We start from the raw sequence: 16943 nt of genomic DNA, 5'->3' as shown, positions 1-16943 counted from the left end.
CCGCGCCCCTGAAAAGGGGCGCGGGGAACCGCGCGGTCTTTTAGGGGCGCGGGGGGGGCTGCTCGACCAGCCCCCACCCACCCGCAGCCGAACCACTACCCCCAAGTAATCAACCGCTTGGGCTGTTCCAGGATCGCCGCCACATCCGCCAGCACCTTGGAGCCGAGCTCCCCGTCCACCAGGCGGTGGTCGAAGGAGAGCGCGAGCGTGGTGACCTGCCGGGGCTTGACCTTGCCCTTGTGGACCCACGGCTGGAGCTTGATCGATCCGACGGCGAGGATCGCGGACTCGCCGGGGTTGAGAATCGGCGTGCCGGTGTCGACGCCGAACACACCGACGTTCGTGATCGTCACCGTGCCGCCCTGCATCGCCGCCGGTGACGTCTTGCCGTCGCGGGCGGTGGCGACCAGGTCCCCGAGTGATTCGGCGAGCTGGGGCAGGGTCTTGGCGTGAGCGTCCTTGATGTTCGGGACGATCAGGCCGCGGGGCGTGGCGGCGGCGATGCCCAGGTTCACATAGTGCTTCTGGACGATCTCCTGGTTGGCCTCGTCCCACGAGGCGTTGACCTCCGGGTGGCGCTTGATGGCGACCAGCAGGGCCTTGGCGATCAGCAGCAGCGGATTGACCCGCAGCCCCTGGAGCTCCTTGTCCTGCTTGAGCTCCTCGACCAGCTTCATCGTGCGCGTCACGTCCACCGTGACGAACTCGGTGACGTGCGGCGCGGTGAACGCCGAGCCCACCATGGCCTGAGCCGTGGCCTTGCGGACACCCTTGACCGGGATACGGGTCTCACGGGCGCCGTCGTACGTGGCGACCGGAGCCGGAGCCCGGCTGGGAGCGGGCGCCGACGCGGGCACTGCCGCGGCCGGGGTCTCCTGAACGGGAGCGGCCGGGGCGACCGCCGCGTGCACGTCCTCGCGCGTGATGATCCCGTCGGGACCGGACGGCGTGACCGTCGCCAGGTCGACGCCGAGGTCCTTGGCGAGCTTGCGCACCGGCGGCTTGGCGAGCGGGCGTGCCGCCGGAGCCGCGTGCCCGTGCCCGTTCAGCTCGCTCTGGACGGCCACCTTCGCCGCGGCGGCCTCGGGCTGCTGGGCCGGAACTCCCCTGCGGGGGCGGCGCTTCGTGGAGGACTCCGAGACCCCGTACCCGACGAGGACCGGCGTGCGGCCCGCGGGCTTGGGCTTCTCCTCGGAAGCCGCGGGCTTCTCCGGAAGGGCGTCGGTCCGCCCGGCGGGAGCCGCCGGAGCGGCGGGAGCGGCGGGAGCAGCCGGAGTCGACCCGGCCGGGGCCTGCGCCTCGGCCGGCGGCGCGGCCGGAGCGGCTCCCCCGTTCACGTCGACCGCGATGATCACCTGGCCGACGTCCACCGTCGTCCCCTCGGGGAAGCGCAGCTCGTGCACCACCCCGTCGAAGGGAATCGGCAGCTCGACGGCGGCCTTGGCGGTCTCGACCTCGCACACCACCTGGCCGTCGGTGACCGTGTCGCCGGCCTTGACGTACCACTTGAGGATCTCGGCCTCGGTCAGACCCTCGCCCACGTCGGGCATCTTGAACTCGCGAAGTCCCGAGGCAGTCTCAGTCATCGTCGTCACGACCCTCTCCTCAGTACGCCAGCGAGCGGTCGACGGCGTCGAGCACCCGGTCCAGGCCCGGCAGGTACTCCTCCTCCAGCCGTGCCGGCGGGTACGGCGCGTGATAGCCGCCGACCCTCAGCACGGGTGCCTCCAGGTGGTAGAAGCACCGCTCCGTGATCCGGGCCGCGATCTCCGCGCCCGTCCCCAGGAACACCGGTGCCTCGTGGACCACGACCAGGCGGCGGGTCTTCTCGACCGAGGCCTGGATGGAGTCGAAGTCGATGGGGGACATGGACCGCAGGTCCACCACTTCGAGGGACTTGCCCTCCTCCTGGGCGGCGGCCGCGACCTCCTGGCAGACCTTCACCATCGGGCCGTACGCGGCCAGTGTGAGGTCGCTGCCCTCGCGCACCACGCGGGCCTTGTGCAGCGGGCCGGGGATCGCCTCCCGGTTCACCTCGGACTTGTCCCAGTAGCGCCGCTTCGGCTCGAAGAAGATCACCGGGTCGTCGCTCTGGATGGCCTGCTGCATCATCCAGTACGCGTCGGAGGCGTTCGACGGGGAGACCACCTTGAGGCCCGCGACGTGCGCGAACAGCGCCTCCGGGGACTCGGAGTGGTGTTCGACCGCGCCGATGCCGCCGCCGTACGGAATGCGGATCACGACGGGGAGCTTGATCTTGCCAAGCGCCCGCGCGTGCATCTTCGCGAGCTGCGTGACGATCTGGTCGTAGGCGGGGAAGACGAAGCCGTCGAACTGGATCTCCACCACCGGGCGGTAGCCGCGCAGCGCAAGGCCGATCGCCGTGCCGACGATGCCCGACTCGGCGAGCGGGGTGTCGATGACCCGCTCCTCGCCGAAGTCCTTCTGCAGGCCGTCGGTCACCCGGAACACACCGCCGAGCTTGCCGACGTCCTCGCCCATGATCAGAACCTTGGGGTCGGCGTCGAGGGCCGTGCGCAGCGATTCGTTGATCGCCTTGGCCAATGCCATCTTTTCCGCGGTCATCGCTACTTGCCCTCCCCTTCATCGGCGAACGACGCCTGGTAGGCGGCGAACTGGGCCCGCTCCTCGTCGACGAGCGCGTGCCCGTCCGCGTACACGTTCTCGAAGATGGCGAAGTGGTCCGGGTCCGGCATGGCGCGGACCACTTCGCGCACTCGCCTTCCCAACGCCTCGCTCTCGGCCTCAAGTTCCGCGAAGAATCCCTCGTCCGCGTGGTTTGAAGCCTCCAGGTACGTGCGCATGCGCTGGATCGGGTCCTTCGCCTCCCACGCCTCGCGCTCCTCGTCGGCCCGGTACTTGGTCGGGTCGTCGGACGTGGTGTGGGCACCCATGCGGTACGTGTACGCCTCGACGAGGGTGGGCCCCTCACCTCGGCGAGCCCGCTCCAGCGCCCACTTGGTGACGGCGAGGCAGGCGAGGACGTCGTTGCCGTCGACGCGGACGCCCGGGAAGCCGTAGCCCTGCGCGCGCTGGTAGAGCGGCACGCGGGTCTGGCGCTCGGTGGGCTCGGAGATGGCCCACTGGTTGTTCTGGCAGAAGAACACGACGGGAGCGTTGTAGACCGCGGAGAAGGTGAACGATTCAGCGACGTCGCCCTGGCTGGAGGCGCCGTCCCCGAAGTACGCGATCACGGCCGAGTCGGCGCCGTCCTTGGCCACACCCATGGCGTAGCCAGTGGCGTGCAGCGTCTGCGAGCCGATGACGATCGTGTAGAGGTGGAAGTTGTTGCTGTTCGGATCCCAGCCGCCGTTGTTCACGCCGCGGAACATGCCGAGGAGGTTGGTCGGGTCGACCCCGCGGCACCAGGCCACACCGTGCTCACGGTAGGTCGGGAAGACGTAGTCGTCCTCGCGGGTGGCCCGTCCGGAGCCGATCTGGGCGGCCTCCTGGCCGAGCAGCGAGGCCCACAGGCCCAGCTCGCCCTGACGCTGCAGGGAGGTGGCCTCGGCGTCGAAGCGGCGGGTGAGCACCATGTCGCGGTACAGGCCGCGGAGCTCTTCGGGGGTGATGTCGGCTACGTACGCGTCATATTCGCCATTCTTGACGCGCTTGCCCTCGGGCGTCAGCAGCTGTACGAGCTCGGGCTGGGCGCCCGGCGGCTTCTTCGCAGCGGTGCGCTTGGTACCGGCGCTGCGTCGCGGCTTGCGCGCGGCAGTGCTCTCCACGGTCACGTGTGCTCCTCCGTCGGTCCGGCCCCCGGGGTTGCCGGGTGACCAGTGCGGCTCGCCTGATCTCCGTACCCGCGCACGGGGTGGGTGCTCGGCCGGGAACAGGCGTGACAGGTGCCCCGGCGAGCGCCCTGCACATAGCACGTTACCCAGTGCTCCACATTTCTGTGAAACCCCTCCTGACCTGCGTTTTTGCTTGGATTTCCGAGTACTTTCCACTCGGGCTACCAAGTACTTGGCGCCGATCCGGAACAGTCGCTGGTCAGAGCACTGGTTACAGCCTGGCAGGGGGCCGGAACACCGGCACGTTATCCCGGTCACCCCTGGGACGGGAAGAGTCCGACCGGGGCGGTCGGAAAGATCGTGTGTGAGACTGACTCCGTGCGCGAAGAAGGAAAAATCACTGTATTTCTTCTCGACGACCATGAGGTGGTCCGCCGGGGTGTGCACGAGTTGCTCTCGGTGGAGGACGACTTCGAAGTGGTCGGCGAGGCGGGTACGGCGGCCGACGCACTGGTGCGAATTCCGGCCACCCACCCGGACGTCGCCGTCCTCGACGTACGCCTGCCGGACGGCAGCGGGGTCGAGGTGTGCCGCGAGATCCGCTCCCGGGACGAAAGCATCAAATGCCTGATGCTGACGTCCTACGCCGACGACGAGGCCCTCTTCGACGCGATCATGGCGGGCGCCTCGGGCTACGTACTCAAGGCGATCCGCGGCGAGGAACTGCTCTCGGCGGTCCGTGACGTCGCCGCCGGCAAGTCCCTGCTCGACCCGGAGGCCACCGCCCGCGTGCTGGAGCGGCTGCGCGGCGGAGGCAGCGCCAAGGGCGACACACGACTCGCGAGCCTCACCGACCAGGAGCGCAGGATCCTCGACCTGATCGGCGAGGGGCTCACCAATCGCGTGATCGGCGAGCGGCTCCATCTCGCCGAGAAGACGATCAAGAACTACGTCTCCAGCCTGCTGTCCAAACTCGGCATGGAGCGGCGTGCGCAGGCGGCCGCCTATGTGGCCCGGATGCAGGCGGAGAAGGAGCGCTGAGTTTTCCACGCTCTCCGTAGGGCCGTGTTTGGGTTTTCGTCCTCTTCGTAGGCCGCGCCGGGTTTTCCGTGCTCTCCGTAGAGACCGATCAGCGCTCCGTGGACGCCGTCCAGTGCTCCGTACAGGTCCCTTATTCGGGACTTATGTCCCTGCGCGGAGGGTCGGGCGCCCCTTTATCCGTCTCCCGCGGTGCCGCACATTGAGAGGCATGCCGACCGACGAACAGCTCGCCGCCGGACTGCTCGGCCGCGTCGAGCACGGCCGCCTGGCGGCCAGCATGCGCGCGCTGCCCTTCCTGGCCACCGCCCGCCACATCGTGGTGGGCGGCCGTGTCCTGCTGCGGATGCACAAGGGGTACGGCCACCACCGGGCGTGCGCGGGAGGCGTCGTCGCGTACGGCGCGGACAACCTGGGCTCCCCGCGCGCGGGCGAGGGCCACTGGTCCGTCCAGGTCGTCGGCGTGTGCGAGACCGTCGAGCCGACCGCCGCCCAGCTCGCGCTCTTCGGCCCGGCCCCACGCCGCGTGGACGACGCGCCCTTCGAGCCCGTGTACCTGGAGGTCACACCGGAGTTCGTCACCGTGCACTCGACGGACGGTGGCCTGGAGCTTGCACACCGGCACTGTCCGTGACAAGCCCGAGGTCAACGGCCTCTCCGGTGCCCTAACATCTGGCGCGTGCCGCGCTCATCTGTTTCGCCCGCCCTCTCCCCCGCACCCCCTCTGGGCGCCCTGCTGCGGCGCTACGCCGCCGGGGTCCCGCTGGCCTGCGAACCCGTCGACCAGGGGCTGCTCAACCGCGGCTACCGCCTCGCCACCACCCAGGGCCGGTACTTCCTCAAGCACCATTTCGACCCCGAGACAGCCGACCCCGCCGCGATCGCCCGCCAGCACCGCGCGACCCAGCGCCTCGCCGACCTCGGCGTCCCGGTGGCCCCGCCGCTGACCGGCACCGACGGCCGCACGGTCGCCGTCATCGGCGGCCACGCGTACGCGCTGCACCCCTGGATCGACGGACGCCACCGCAGCGGGGCCCAGCTCACCACGGAGCAGTGCCGGCGCCTGGGGGCGCTCTTGGGTGTCGTACACGCGTCCCTGGAGCGGGTGATGCCGCCACGGCGGTCCGAGGAGCGTGCGGAGAGCGCCGACCTCGCCGACACCTTCGCCCTCATCGACGACCTGCTCGCCCGCGTACGCCGCCACCACCCGGCCGACGCCTTCGACGAACTGGCCCGCCACCGTCTCCTGGAGCGGCGCGCCCTCCTGGAACGGCACGCGGACCGGCGGCCCCCGCAGGGCGGCTCGGTGGGCTGGGTGCACGGGGATTTCCACCCCTTCAACGTGCTCTACCGGGGAGACACCCCCGCCGCGATCGTCGACTGGGACCGGCTCGGCGTCCAGCCTCAGGCCGAGGAGGCGGTGCGCGCCGCGGTGATCTTCTTCGTACGCCCCGCCGGCACGCTCGACCTGACGAAGGTACGGGCCTACGCGCGCGCGTACCGGCGCTCCGCGCGGGCCACCCCCTCCGAGCTCTCGGCCGCCGTGCACCGCGTGTGGTGGGAGCGGCTGAACGACTTCTGGATACTGCGCTGGCACTACGAGCGCGGGGACACCCGCGCCGACACGCAGTTCCCCGCGGCCTCCGCGCTGGCGGTGTGGTGGACGCGGGAGTACGACGCGGTGTGCGAGGCGTTCGTGGGGTGAAGCCGAACCGACTCAACCGCCCCAGCCATCTCGCTCGATTCGGTCGTCTCAGCCGTGGGGCCCGTGAAACGGCACGCGCGCGTGGAACCCGATTCCGGGTTCCACGCGCGCGTGAAGGGTGTTGCGGAGGGGCCGGGTCAGCCGCCGGTCACGCCTTCCACGTCACCGACGTCGCCCGTCGGCTCGCCCGACGGTGTCGGGTCGTCCGTCGGAGTCGTCTCCGGGTCCGTCGGCGTCGGATCGTCCGTCGGAGTCGTCTCCGGATCCGTCGGCTCGGTCTTCGAGGGCGAGGGGGTGTTGCTCGGCGATGGTGTGTACGACGGCGAGAAGTCCGTGTTGCCGCCCGTGCCGGTGTCCTGGTCCGTGGACTCGTCCGTGGGCTCGTCGGACGTGCTCTCGCTCGGTGTCGATTCCTTCTCGGTCTGCGAGGTGGTCGGCGACTGCGTCGTGCTGCCCCCGCCGCCGTCGCCGTTGCCGTTCTGCAGCGCCAGCGCGACCCCCGCCGCGATCGCGACCACCGCGAGGACCGCCAGGATCCAGAGCTTGCCGCGGCCGCTGCCCCGGTTGCCGTGTCCCTCGAAACCTCCGTCGTCGCCGCCTCCGCCACGGCCGGGCGGCAGCATCGGTGACGGGATCTGGGTAGTGCCCGAGTCGCCGGGGTGCGGCAGCCCGGCGGAGCCCGCGAGGCCCATCGCCGGGGTGTTCACGGCCTCGTGCATGTCCACGGGACCGGTGTTCCAGGTCCCGGTGTGGCCGCCCTGGTCGTACAGCATCTGCAGCCCGTACTGGGTGAGCCCGCGCATCTCCTCGGCGGTCTGGAACCGGTCGTCCGGCTCCTTCGCGAGGGAGCGCATGACCAGGCCGTCCAGCTCCGGCGGCGCCGCGTCCGAGACCTCGGAAGGGGGCACCGGGATGTCCTGGACGTGCTGGTAGACCACCGACAGCGGGGTCTCACCGGTGAACGGCGGCCGCAGCGCGAGAAGTTCGTAGAGGAGGCAGCCCGTCGCGTACAGGTCGCTCCGGTGGTCGACCGCCTTGCCGAGCGCCTGCTCCGGCGAGAGGTACTGGGGCGTACCCATGACCATGCCGGTTTGAGTCATTGTCGACTGGGCGCCGTGCAGGGCGCGCGCGATGCCGAAGTCCATCACCTTGACCGCACCGGTGTTGGTGATGATCACGTTCGCGGGCTTGATGTCGCGGTGCACGATGCCGTGCTGATGCGAATAAGCGAGCGCTTCCAGCACTCCGGAGACGATGATGAGTGCCTGCTCGGGCCCGGGCGCCTCGGCGTTGAGCAGCAGGTCACGGATCGTGCGGCCCTCGACGAGCTCCATCACGATGTACGGGACGACCTGGTGTCCGACCACGTCCTCGCCGGAGTCGTAGACCGCCACCACCGCGTGGTGGTTGAGCCCGGCCACCGACTGTGCCTCGCGCGTGAACCGCGCCTTGGACACGGGGTCCTCGGCCAGGTCGGAGCGGAGCAGCTTGACCGCGACCGTGCGCCCCAGCCGGACGTCCTCGGCGGCGAACACCTCGGCCATGCCGCCCCGGCCGAGTCTGTGGGTCAGCCGATACCGGCCGTCGCCGACCAGCCCGCCGTTACCCCACAACTCCGGCGCATCTGACATACCGCCGCCAGTCGCCTCGGGGTCGGACGGGCCCTGAGCGCGCTGCTGCTGTGCCATCAGTCCTCGCCGTCGTTTCTGTCCGCACCGGTCGAAAGTACGCGCGGTGGTTGTTACGGTCTCCGTCGGGCCACGCTACAGCCTCCGCGTGAGCGGCCGACCCGAGATGGACCGGCCATGAAACCCACAGCCGGTCCGCGGGTGCAAATTCTGTGTACCGGCCGTACGGCACCTGTAACGCTTCCGCGACTCTTCTTTCGCGTACGGTCACGGAACGGGCACCGAGCTTGACGTGTCAGTGCCCTCCGGCAGACTTGGCCGGGAATAACACTAAGGATCACCGCCTCGGGGGCCACATCAGCAGCTTCGGCCCGCGTGACGGGGCACGCCGATGGGGGACGCAGAGACATGAGCCAGGACGGCGCACACGGCCGGTACGCGGGGCGTTCGGTCGCCGGCGGGCGCTACCAACTGCGCGACCTGCTCGGCGAGGGCGGCATGGCCTCGGTCCATCTCGCGTACGACTCGGTGCTCGACCGACAGGTCGCGATCAAGACACTGCACACCGAGCTCGGCCGTGAGCAGGCCTTCCGCGAGCGCTTCCGCCGCGAGGCCCAGTCGGTGGCCAAGCTCACGCACACGAACATCGTCTCGGTCTTCGACACCGGCGAGGACGACCTCGACGGGGCGACGACTCCGTACATCGTCATGGAGTACGTCGAGGGCCGCCCGCTCGGCTCGGTCCTCGACCAGGACATCGCCCAGTTCGGGGCCATGCCCGCCGACAAGGCCCTGAAGATCACCGCGGACGTGCTGGCGGCGCTGGAGATCAGCCACGAGATGGGCCTGGTCCACCGCGACATCAAGCCGGGCAACGTGATGATGACGAAGCGGAACGTCGTCAAGGTGATGGACTTCGGCATCGCCCGCGCCATGCAGTCCGGTGTCACGTCGATGACGCAGACCGGCATGGTCGTCGGCACCCCGCAGTACCTCTCGCCGGAGCAGGCCCTCGGCCGGGGCGTGGACGCTCGCTCGGACCTGTACTCGGTCGGCATCATGCTGTTCCAGCTGGTCACCGGGCGGCTGCCGTTCGAGGCGGACTCGCCGCTGGCCATAGCGTATGCGCACGTCCAGGAGGAGCCCGTCCTGGCCTCCTCGGTCAACCGCTCGCTGCCGCCGGCCGTGGACGCGCTGATCACCCGCGCCCTGAAGAAGAACCCCAACGAGCGTTTCCTCAGCGCCGAGTCGATGCGCGACGAGTGCCTGCGGGTGGCCCAGTCGTTCCAGGCCGCACCGCCGAGCATCGTGCCGGGCGCCCAGACGTCGAGCGGCGCCGGTGTCGGCTCCGCGGTGTTCCCGCCGGTCGACCAGTCGGCCCAGGCTCCGCAGGGGAACGTACAGACGCCGTACCAGCCGGGCGCCTACGGCCCGCCGACCCCGGCGCACACGTCTACGCCCGCCCCTTCTTCGTACGGCTATCCGCAGCAAGGCGCCTACCAGACGCCGGCCCAGACCGCCGCGTACTCCCCGCAGCAGGGCTACTCGACCCCGCCGCCGTACACGATCGCGCCGCAGCAGCCCTCGGCGCCCGCCTCCGGTGGCGGCCGCAAGAGCAACATGCCGGTGATCGTGGGCTCGATCGTCGTCGCGCTGGCCGCCGTCGGCGGGCTGATCGCCGCGCTGCAGCTGGGCGGCGGGGGCGACGACGACAAGGGCGGTACGGAATCCAGCGCGTCGGCGTCGGCGTCCGAGGTGGCCGGGCACAAGGGGCCGGACACCACGAAGAAGATCGAGAAGACCGAGTGCACGGAGCCCGAGGAGTCGTACAACGACGCCGACAAGATCAAGGTCCCGGACTTCAAGTTCAAGAACATGGACTCGGTGAAGGCGTGCCTGCAGGCGGCGGGCTGGCAGTACGAGAGCCAGCCGGTCGACGAGAACGCCTACGGCCAGGACACGGTCATGAGCCAGATCCCCGCCGCGGACGCGGACGTCGACCCCAAGAGCATGCCCAAGATCCAGCTCTATGTGTCGACGGGCAACCCCGCCTGATTCCTTGACCGTTCGGACACGCGAAGACCGCGAAGACCGTCAAGACCGTTCGGACACGCGAAGGGGCCCGGCATTTCTGCCGGGCCCCTTTCGTCCGCGCGCTGTTCGAAGTGATGGGAGTTGTGGGAGTTGTGGGAGTTGGGAGTTACGGGTGCACGTTCGGATACGGACCGCAGTTACAGGTACGGACCCCCGACACGGCCGCTCGCACGCGGATCGTCGTCGTCCTCGCCGCCGCCCACACCCGGCGGAAGCGCCCGGCGCATCGACTCCAGCTGGGCGCGGGCCGCCATCTGCTGGGCGAACAGGGTGGTCTGGATCCCGTGGAAGAGCCCCTCCAGCCAGCCGACCAACTGGGCCTGCGCGATCCGCAGTTCGGCGTCGGAGGGGATGCCGTCGTCCGTGAACGGCAGGGACAGCCGCTCCAGCTCCTCGACGAGATCGGGCGCGAGCCCGTCCTCCAGCTCCTTGACCGAGCTGGCGTGGATCTCCTTGAGCCTGACCCGGCTCGCCTCGTCCAGAGGTGCCGCACGCACCTCCTCCAGCAGCTGCTTGATCATGCTCCCGATGCGCATGACCTTGGCGGGCTGCTCCACCATCTCCGTCACCGGGACCTCACGGGAGTCCTCGTCTCCTCCGCCGCCGAGAGCCATCCCGTCCTGGCCAACGACCAGGATCTGGGGGTTCTCCGGCGACCTTTCGCTCCTCGGCATCTCCATGCCGCCATTCTCTCGCACTCGCACACTTCATCACCCTGGTGCCCCCTCCCGGGCGTGATCCACCATGTACGCACCGGCACGTACGTACGGGAGCCGAGCGTCAGACCGGCGGCGCCGGCGGCTGAGGCGGATCCGTGGCCGCCGCCTCCGCGAGCCGCAGCAGCCGGGCCTCACAGTGGTCGAGCCACCGCATCTCGGCCTCGGCACGGAAGACGAGATGCTCCAGGACGAGCAGCCGGGCCACCTCGTCCCGGTGCCCGGGGCCCTCCGCGAGTGCCTGCGCCCGCAGCCGGGTGTACGTGTGCATCGCCTCCGACAGATACCGCCGCTGTGTCTCCACGATCGCCCGTATGTCGGTCCCCGGCGCCCCGACCGCCATGGCCAGCTTGATCGCCAGCTCGTCGCGCGGCAGGTTCGTGCGCTCCACGGGACGCGTGAACCAGGACCGCAGCTCGACCCGGCCCTCGTCCGTCAGCGCGTACAGCACGTGTCCTGCCTCGTCAGCGCCCTGCTGAACGACCAGACCGTCCCGCTCCAGCCGGCCCAGCGTCGTGTAGACCTGCCCGATGTTCAGCGGCCAGGTGGAGCCGGTGCGCGCCTCGAACTCGGTGCGCAGCCGCGAACCGTAGCGGGGCCCACGCTCCAGAAGCGCCAGCAGACCGTGACGTATCGACATAACGGGTATCTGTACCCCGTACATCTGTGCGCGCCAAGGGTGTCACTGAAGGTGACCGCTTCCGCACCCGGACGGCCGAGATGCCGGGGCGGGCGCCCCGTGTGACTCTGGTGCCGTCGATCTTGGTTCCTCCGCACCAGGAGGGGGTCACCGACGTGGCTCCATGGCTCCGCCCCCTGCACGTGACCGGCCTGCTGCTGGTCCTGCTGGCAGGCCCCGCTCCGATGTCGTACGCCGTCCCCCACGTCTCCTCCTACGAACCCGCGCCCGGCGAGTCACGGGCCGGCAGCCGGGCCGGAGAGGGACGCGAGCGGCCGGGCCGGTCACCCGCGCCGACGGAGGAGGAGACAGAGGAAGAGGAAGAGGAAGCGCAGTACGAGGCCCAGGACGGGACTCGGGAGGAAGCGCCGGAGGAGGCGCGGGACGAGGACACCGGGGTCGGTCACCCGGACGGTCCAGCCGACGGCGAGCAGTCTGAGGGAGCTGTCGCCCCCGAGACGCCCGGGAACACCGCGCCGCGGTCCCAGGAGCCCGTCGATGCCGAGCAGGCCGCCGACCGCCGTGTACGCGCCTCGGAACCCGTCCTGCGGGTCCTGCCCCTCGGCAGCGGACTGGTCCTCATCGGTCTGGGCCTCGGCCTCGCGTTCGTCGCACTGCGCGTACGGCGGGGCTGAGGCGGGACCGGGCCGGACCGCGGCCTCGCCCCGCCCCGGCCCAGCTGAGGCCCGGCCGTCGAGTCTTACGGGAGCGTGAGCAGCACCTTCCCGATGTTCCCGCTCTCCTCCAGCACCCGGTGCGCCGCGGCCGCGTCGCTCATCGGCAGCTCGCGGTCGACCACCGGACGCACGTGACCTGCGGAGACCAGCGGCCAGACGTGCTCCCGTACGGCCGCGACGATCGCCGCCTTCTCCCCGGCGGGACGGGCGCGCAGCGAGGTCGCTGTGACGGCGCCGCGCTTGCCCAGAAGCATCGCGATGTTCAGCTCGCCCTTGATGCCGCCCTGCATGCCGATGATCGCGAGCCGTCCGTTGGCCGCGAGGGCCTGGACGTTGCGGTCCAGGTACTTGGCGCCCATGTTGTCGAGGATGACGTCGGCGCCCGCCCCGTCGGTGGCGCCCTTGATCTCCTCGACGAAGTCCTGCTCGCGGTAGTTGATCAGCACGTCCGCGCCGAGCTCGGCGCAGAAGTCCAGCTTCTCCTTGCTGCCCGCGGTGACGGCGACCTTCGCGCCGACGGCCTTGGCCAGCTGGATCGCCATGGTGCCGATGCCGCTCGCTCCGCCGTGCACCAGGAGCGTCTCGCCGGGGCGGAGGTGGGCGATCATGAAGACGTTGGACCAGACCGTGCAGGCCACCTCGGGCAGCGCGGCCGCCTTGTCGAGCCCGACCCCCTCGGGCACCGGCAGCAGCTGCCCGGCCGGCACGGCCACCTTCTCGGCGTACCCGCCGCCGGAGAGCAACGCGCACACCTCGTCCCCGACGGCCCACCCCGACACACCGGCACCGACCGCCGCGATCCGCCCGGAGCATTCGAGACCGGGATACGGGGACGCGCCGGGCGGCGGATCGTAGAACCCCTGCCGCTGCAGCAGATCGGCACGGTTCACCGCGCTCGCCGCCACCTCGACCAGCACTTCGCCCTCGCCGGGCACCGGATCCGGGACCTCGTCCCACACCAGCGCCTCGGGCCCACCAGGTTCAGGAATAGTGATCGCTCGCATGCGGGCGAGGCTACTCCGGGCCTCCGGCCCTGCCGCTAGTCCTGCCTCTAGTCCTGCCTCAGTGGCCTCATGTCCGGTGCGACCTGGGTGTGCGGGGTGACCCGGACGATGGTGATCAGACGGTCCGTCAACTGCAGCTTGCCGATGGCGGGATCGTCGTATCCGAGGACCCGGTGTCCTCGTACGACGCTCACCACCAGGTCCTCGGTCTCGCGGGCGCCCTTGCCCACCTCGGCCTTTATGACGGGGCGTTCGACGATGTCGAGGCCGCTGCCCTGCTGGATGAGGTCCTCCATGACCATGCCCGCGCTGGGGCTGAGCACGGAGAGACCGAGGAGGCGGCCCGCCGCGCTGGCGCTGGTGATGACGGCGTCGGCACCGGACTGCTTGAGCAGCGGCGCGTTCTCCTCCTCGCGCACGGCGGCCACGATCTTCGCCCCACGGTTGAGCTGCCGGGCCGTCAGCGTGACGAGCACGGCGGTGTCGTCGCGCTGGGTCGCGATGATGATCTGCCGGGCCCGCTGGACCTCGGCGCGGATCAGTACGTCACTGCGGGTGGCGTCGCCGACCACGCCCGCGTACCCGTCCGCCGTCGCCGCGTCGATCACCTTGAAGTTGGGGTCGACGACCACGACCTGCTCCTTCTTCAGCCCCGTCGCGCACACGGTCTGAATCGCCGAGCGGCCTTTCGTGCCGAACCCGATGACAACGGTGTGCTCCCTCAAAGCAGTCCTCCAGCGGTTCAGTCGCCACTCCTCCCGGGTGCGTTCGGTGAGGACCTCGAGAGTGGTGCCGACCAGGATGATCAGGAACATCACGCGCAAGGGCGTGATCACGAAGATATTGGTGAACCGGGCGGCGTCACTGACGGGGGTGATGTCGCCGTATCCGGTGGTGGAGAGCGTGACGGTCGCGTAGTAGAAGGCGTCGAGCAGGTCGACCGAGCCGTCGGAGTTGTCGTTGTAGCCGTCGTGGTCGGCGTAGACGATGAGGGCGGTGCCGACCAGCACCAGCAGCGCGATGGTGACCCGTTTGGCGACCTGCCTCAACGGATGTTCCACCCGTCGGCGAGGCAGCTTCACCCGGCGGGTGACGATGCGTTCGTCCGCGTGACGGGCGATCGCGTCCTGGCCCGGAAGTTTCACGTGAAACACACCCCGATCCCGGCCGTGGCCCAGGGCAGGTCGAGAATCTCCAGCTCCTGGCCGGGGCGCGCCCCGCCGGGCGGCACGACCGCGAGCGCGTCGGCCACGGCGATGCCCCGCAGCATGGCCGGTCCGTTGTAGTGCAGCGGCACGGCCCGGTCCTCGCGCAGGACGACGGGGATCAGCCGGGTGTCGTACGGATGGCCGTGCACGGTCTCCTTCAGGGGCAGCGTGTATGTCTCCGGGGCCGCGCGTCCCGCGAGGGTGCGCAGCAGGGGTTCGGCGAGCGTGAGCAGGCCGGAGACGGCGGCGAGGGGGTTCCCGGGGAGGCCGACGAGGTGCTGGTTCTCCTTGGTGCGGGCCAGGAGCATGGGGTGGCCGGGCCGCACCTTGACGCCGTCCACCAGGAGTTCGGCGCCGATGCGGCGCAGGGTGGGGTGCACGTGGTCGACGGGGCCCGCGGCGGTGCCGCCGGTCGTGATGACGAGGTCGGCGTCGGAGTTCTTCAGGGCCTTGCGGAGGGCTTCGGCGTCGTCGCCGAGCCTGCGTACGGCGATGACGTCCGCGCCGAGCGCGCGCAGCCAGGACGGCAGCATCGGGCCGAGCGCGTCCCGGATCAGTCCGTCGTGGGGCAGGCCCTCGGTGAGCAACTCGTCGCCGAGGACGAGGACTTCGGCACGGGGCCGGGGGAGGGCCGAGACGGTGTCGTATCCGGCGGCCGCGGCGAGCCCGAGCACGGCCGGGGTGACCACCGTGCCGCGCTGCAGCAGGGGATCGCCGGAGCGGCACTCCTGGCCCCGGGGACGGATGTCCTGCCCGGGCACGACCTCCCGGGTCGCGTGGAGCCGTTCCTTCTCGTCGGTGCGGCCGTGCTCGCTGCGGATCACCGCGGTGACGTCCTGCGGGATCCGCGCGCCGGTCGCGATACGGACGGCCTCTCCGTCGGTGAGGGGCTCGGGCTCGGCATGACCCGCGAGGACTCTTTCGGCCCGGACGTCCCAGGGCCCCGGCCCGGCGACGGCCCAGCCGTCCATCGCTGAGGTGTCGAACGACGGGAGGTCCGTGAGGGCGGCGAGGGGAGCGGCGAGGACGAGGCCCAGCGCGGCGTCGAGGGATACGGAGACGGGGACGTCCGGCCGGCGGGGGGCCTGCCCGGCGAGGGCGCGTGCCTCGGGCCAGGGGGTCGCCCTGTGGTGGCCGTGCTTGGCCGTGTGGGCGCGGGAGGGCCCGTCGGCGGTTCCGTCGGCGGCGTGTTCCCCGTGCTCGCGGTTCCCGTCCCGCGGTGACGGCTGGGGCACGGCGGGGGAACCTCCAGTGGCTCCGGAACCGTCGGGCACCTGGGCACCGCCTTCCTTGACCAGGGCGAGGGCTTCCTCGACGTCGAGATCGTCGAGGTCGACCTCCTCGTACTGCCCCGGGGCGGTCATCCGGCGTCCGGGCGGGCTTCGGGAGCGGCTGTCCCGGCGCCGGTCCCGCTGCCGGTGCCGGTGCCGGTTCCGCTGCCGGACGGGGCCGTAGGGGGTGGTGCGGTGCCGTCATCGGCCTCCGCCGCCCAGCGCAGCGCCAGTGCGGTCGCCTTGCGGGCGGCCTCCGCGACCGCCTCGGGGCCCCCCTTGGCCTGTGCGGCCGCGTACCCCACGAGGAACGTGGTCAGCGGTGCCGCCGGGCGGGCCACGCCGTGCGCGGCGTCGCGGGCGAGGTCGAGCAGGGTGCCGGTGTCGACGTCCAGGTCGATGCCGAGCTCGTCCTTGACTGCGGTAATCCATTCATCCAACACGTGCCCATGCTCCCTGATACGTGCCCGGGCGGCGGCGATGTCGTCCCAGGTGTCGCAGTCGAAGGACGCGACGGGGTCGGTGATACGGGTCAGTTCGAGCGCACCGGTGAGCCGGCGCAGCGGCAGCCCGGTCAGTTCGCCGTGCTCGGCGCGGAGGGCAGCCAGCTCGCGGCGCAGCGCCGCACTCCGGTACGCGGCCACCAGCGGCTGGTCGCGGCCGCCGGAGTCGGTGAGCAACACGCCCTCCGTGCCTGCCTCCTGAAGAGCGGTCAGCAGCCGCTCGACCGTCCCCCCGTCCAGGAACGGCAGGTCGGCGGAGAGCACCACGACGTACGCGGCGGTGGTGTGTCCAAGGCCGGCGTCGAGGGCGGCCAGCGGGCCCGCGCCGGGCGGGTCCTCGCGCGCCCACTCCACCGGACGCGCGGTGGGCCGGGGCTCCGCGACGACCACGGTGGTGGCCGCGCCGGAGCAGGCGGCCAGGACGCGGTCGAGCAGCGCGCGGCCGCCCACGCGAACGCCGGGCTTGTCCGCCCCGCCGAGGCGGCGGGCAGAGCCGCCGGCGAGCACGACGGCGTCGTGGCCGTCCATGTCCCGGCCGTCCGCACCGAGTGCGCCGGAGGAACCGGGCCCGATGGAGGAACCGGGTGCGCCGACGGAACCGGGTGCGCTGGGACGCTCGTACGCGGTCACCCCCCGAGTATGAGCGCCCGATGGATCATTTCCAC

15 protein-coding genes are annotated in these 16943 nt (G+C 71.0%); 5 read left to right on the top strand and 10 right to left on the bottom strand.

All coding sequences use genetic code 11. The annotated features are described in order from the left end of the window. Nucleotides 1–95: 95 nt before the first annotated feature. From ACZ5VQ_RS12200 to pdhA, 3 genes are read right to left on the bottom strand one after another with little or no spacing between them, the layout of a single operon-like run. On the bottom strand, nucleotides 96–1595 hold the full coding sequence (locus tag ACZ5VQ_RS12200; protein ID WP_469104788.1) for a dihydrolipoamide acetyltransferase family protein: 1500 nt from the start codon (nucleotides 1593–1595) through the stop codon (nucleotides 96–98). 10 nt (nucleotides 1596–1605) lie between these two features. Next, entirely contained in the window at nucleotides 1606–2586 is a 981-nt protein-coding gene (locus tag ACZ5VQ_RS12195; RefSeq protein WP_143641408.1) for an alpha-ketoacid dehydrogenase subunit beta, read from the bottom strand. Nucleotides 2587–2588: 2 nt separating this feature from the next. Then, on the bottom strand, nucleotides 2589–3755 hold the full coding sequence (gene pdhA / locus ACZ5VQ_RS12190) for a pyruvate dehydrogenase (acetyl-transferring) E1 component subunit alpha (RefSeq protein ID WP_362071432.1): 1167 nt from the start codon (nucleotides 3753–3755) through the stop codon (nucleotides 2589–2591). A gap of 378 nt (nucleotides 3756–4133) precedes the next feature. Here pdhA and ACZ5VQ_RS12185 point away from each other — a divergent pair, with 378 nt between their 5' ends. The 3 genes from ACZ5VQ_RS12185 to ACZ5VQ_RS12175 all read left to right on the top strand — a co-directional run bounded on the left by ACZ5VQ_RS12185 (nucleotide 4134) and on the right by ACZ5VQ_RS12175 (nucleotide 6498). Then, nucleotides 4134–4796: a response regulator gene (locus ACZ5VQ_RS12185; protein ID WP_200397105.1), complete on the top strand. Its 663-nt coding sequence runs from the start codon at nucleotides 4134–4136 to the stop codon at nucleotides 4794–4796. A gap of 208 nt (nucleotides 4797–5004) precedes the next feature. Then, nucleotides 5005–5427, top strand: a complete 423-nt coding sequence (locus ACZ5VQ_RS12180; RefSeq protein ID WP_469104787.1) for a pyridoxamine 5'-phosphate oxidase family protein — start codon at nucleotides 5005–5007, stop codon at nucleotides 5425–5427. Between the two features lie 45 nt (nucleotides 5428–5472). Next, nucleotides 5473–6498, top strand: a complete 1026-nt coding sequence (locus tag ACZ5VQ_RS12175) for a phosphotransferase (RefSeq protein WP_469104786.1) — start codon at nucleotides 5473–5475, stop codon at nucleotides 6496–6498. A 137-nt stretch (nucleotides 6499–6635) separates the two neighbouring features. On the opposite strand, the gene ACZ5VQ_RS12170 is transcribed toward ACZ5VQ_RS12175, so the two are convergent. Continuing rightward, nucleotides 6636–8186 (bottom strand): protein kinase domain-containing protein, encoded by a 1551-nt coding sequence (locus ACZ5VQ_RS12170; protein WP_469104785.1) that lies wholly within the window; start codon nucleotides 8184–8186, stop codon nucleotides 6636–6638. Nucleotides 8187–8534: 348 nt separating this feature from the next. Between ACZ5VQ_RS12170 and ACZ5VQ_RS12165 the strand changes: the two genes are divergently transcribed. Continuing rightward, nucleotides 8535–10181 carry a protein kinase domain-containing protein gene (locus tag ACZ5VQ_RS12165; RefSeq protein WP_469104784.1) on the top strand — a complete coding sequence of 549 codons (1647 nt, stop codon included), beginning with the start codon at nucleotides 8535–8537 and terminating at the stop codon, nucleotides 10179–10181. A 176-nt stretch (nucleotides 10182–10357) separates the two neighbouring features. Here ACZ5VQ_RS12165 and ACZ5VQ_RS12160 read toward each other — a convergent pair whose 3' ends face one another. Both ACZ5VQ_RS12160 and ACZ5VQ_RS12155 read right to left on the bottom strand, forming a co-directional pair. Continuing rightward, the gene (locus ACZ5VQ_RS12160) at nucleotides 10358–10900 is read right to left on the bottom strand and encodes a bacterial proteasome activator family protein (RefSeq protein ID WP_469104783.1); all 543 of its coding nucleotides are present in this window, start codon (nucleotides 10898–10900) and stop codon (nucleotides 10358–10360) included. Nucleotides 10901–11000: 100 nt separating this feature from the next. After that, on the bottom strand, nucleotides 11001–11576 hold the full coding sequence (locus ACZ5VQ_RS12155; RefSeq protein ID WP_469104782.1) for a PadR family transcriptional regulator: 576 nt from the start codon (nucleotides 11574–11576) through the stop codon (nucleotides 11001–11003). Nucleotides 11577–11731: 155 nt separating this feature from the next. Between ACZ5VQ_RS12155 and ACZ5VQ_RS12150 the strand changes: the two genes are divergently transcribed. Beyond that, on the top strand, nucleotides 11732–12250 hold the full coding sequence (locus ACZ5VQ_RS12150; protein WP_469104781.1) for a hypothetical protein: 519 nt from the start codon (nucleotides 11732–11734) through the stop codon (nucleotides 12248–12250). Between the two features lie 65 nt (nucleotides 12251–12315). Here ACZ5VQ_RS12150 and ACZ5VQ_RS12145 read toward each other — a convergent pair whose 3' ends face one another. Genes ACZ5VQ_RS12145 through ACZ5VQ_RS12130 form a run of 4 tightly spaced genes read right to left on the bottom strand, consistent with a single transcriptional unit; the run spans nucleotide 12316 to nucleotide 16806 of the window. Further along, on the bottom strand, nucleotides 12316–13296 hold the full coding sequence (locus ACZ5VQ_RS12145) for an NAD(P)H-quinone oxidoreductase (RefSeq protein ID WP_469104780.1): 981 nt from the start codon (nucleotides 13294–13296) through the stop codon (nucleotides 12316–12318). 47 nt (nucleotides 13297–13343) lie between these two features. Continuing rightward, the gene (locus tag ACZ5VQ_RS12140) at nucleotides 13344–14441 is read right to left on the bottom strand and encodes a potassium channel family protein (RefSeq protein ID WP_200397096.1); all 1098 of its coding nucleotides are present in this window, start codon (nucleotides 14439–14441) and stop codon (nucleotides 13344–13346) included. Further along, complete coding sequence (locus ACZ5VQ_RS12135) at nucleotides 14438–15868, bottom strand: molybdopterin molybdotransferase MoeA (RefSeq protein WP_469104779.1); 1431 nt, start codon at nucleotides 15866–15868, stop codon at nucleotides 14438–14440. The genes ACZ5VQ_RS12140 and ACZ5VQ_RS12135 overlap by 4 nt, the downstream gene beginning before the upstream one ends. Next, a complete protein-coding gene (locus tag ACZ5VQ_RS12130; RefSeq protein WP_469105014.1) occupies nucleotides 15865–16806 on the bottom strand; it encodes an NTP transferase domain-containing protein in 942 nt (313 codons plus the stop codon). Before ACZ5VQ_RS12130 ends, ACZ5VQ_RS12135 begins: the two co-directional genes overlap by 4 nt. Nucleotides 16807–16943 lie beyond the last annotated feature (137 nt).

The sequence above is a fragment of the Streptomyces sp. NPDC033178 genome (assembly GCF_055577685.1).
This window is presented reverse-complemented; position numbering and strand designations above follow the sequence as displayed.

What these genes read in the sequence shown, in the direction of transcription:
- ACZ5VQ_RS12130 (WP_469105014.1), bottom strand. Translation starts at nt 16,806, where the DNA reads ATGGACGGCCACGACGCCGTCGTGCTCGCCGGCGGCTCTGCCCGCCGC.
- ACZ5VQ_RS12160 (WP_469104783.1), bottom strand. Translation starts at nt 10,900, where the DNA reads ATGGAGATGCCGAGGAGCGAAAGGTCGCCGGAGAACCCCCAGATCCTG.
- ACZ5VQ_RS12180 (WP_469104787.1), top strand. Translation starts at nt 5,005, where the DNA reads ATGCCGACCGACGAACAGCTCGCCGCCGGACTGCTCGGCCGCGTCGAG.
- ACZ5VQ_RS12165 (WP_469104784.1), top strand. Translation starts at nt 8,535, where the DNA reads ATGAGCCAGGACGGCGCACACGGCCGGTACGCGGGGCGTTCGGTCGCC.
- ACZ5VQ_RS12145 (WP_469104780.1), bottom strand. Translation starts at nt 13,296, where the DNA reads ATGCGAGCGATCACTATTCCTGAACCTGGTGGGCCCGAGGCGCTGGTG.
- ACZ5VQ_RS12155 (WP_469104782.1), bottom strand. Translation starts at nt 11,576, where the DNA reads ATGTCGATACGTCACGGTCTGCTGGCGCTTCTGGAGCGTGGGCCCCGC.
- ACZ5VQ_RS12195 (WP_143641408.1), bottom strand. Translation starts at nt 2,586, where the DNA reads ATGACCGCGGAAAAGATGGCATTGGCCAAGGCGATCAACGAATCGCTG.
- ACZ5VQ_RS12170 (WP_469104785.1), bottom strand. Translation starts at nt 8,186, where the DNA reads ATGGCACAGCAGCAGCGCGCTCAGGGCCCGTCCGACCCCGAGGCGACT.
- ACZ5VQ_RS12135 (WP_469104779.1), bottom strand. Translation starts at nt 15,868, where the DNA reads ATGACCGCCCCGGGGCAGTACGAGGAGGTCGACCTCGACGATCTCGAC.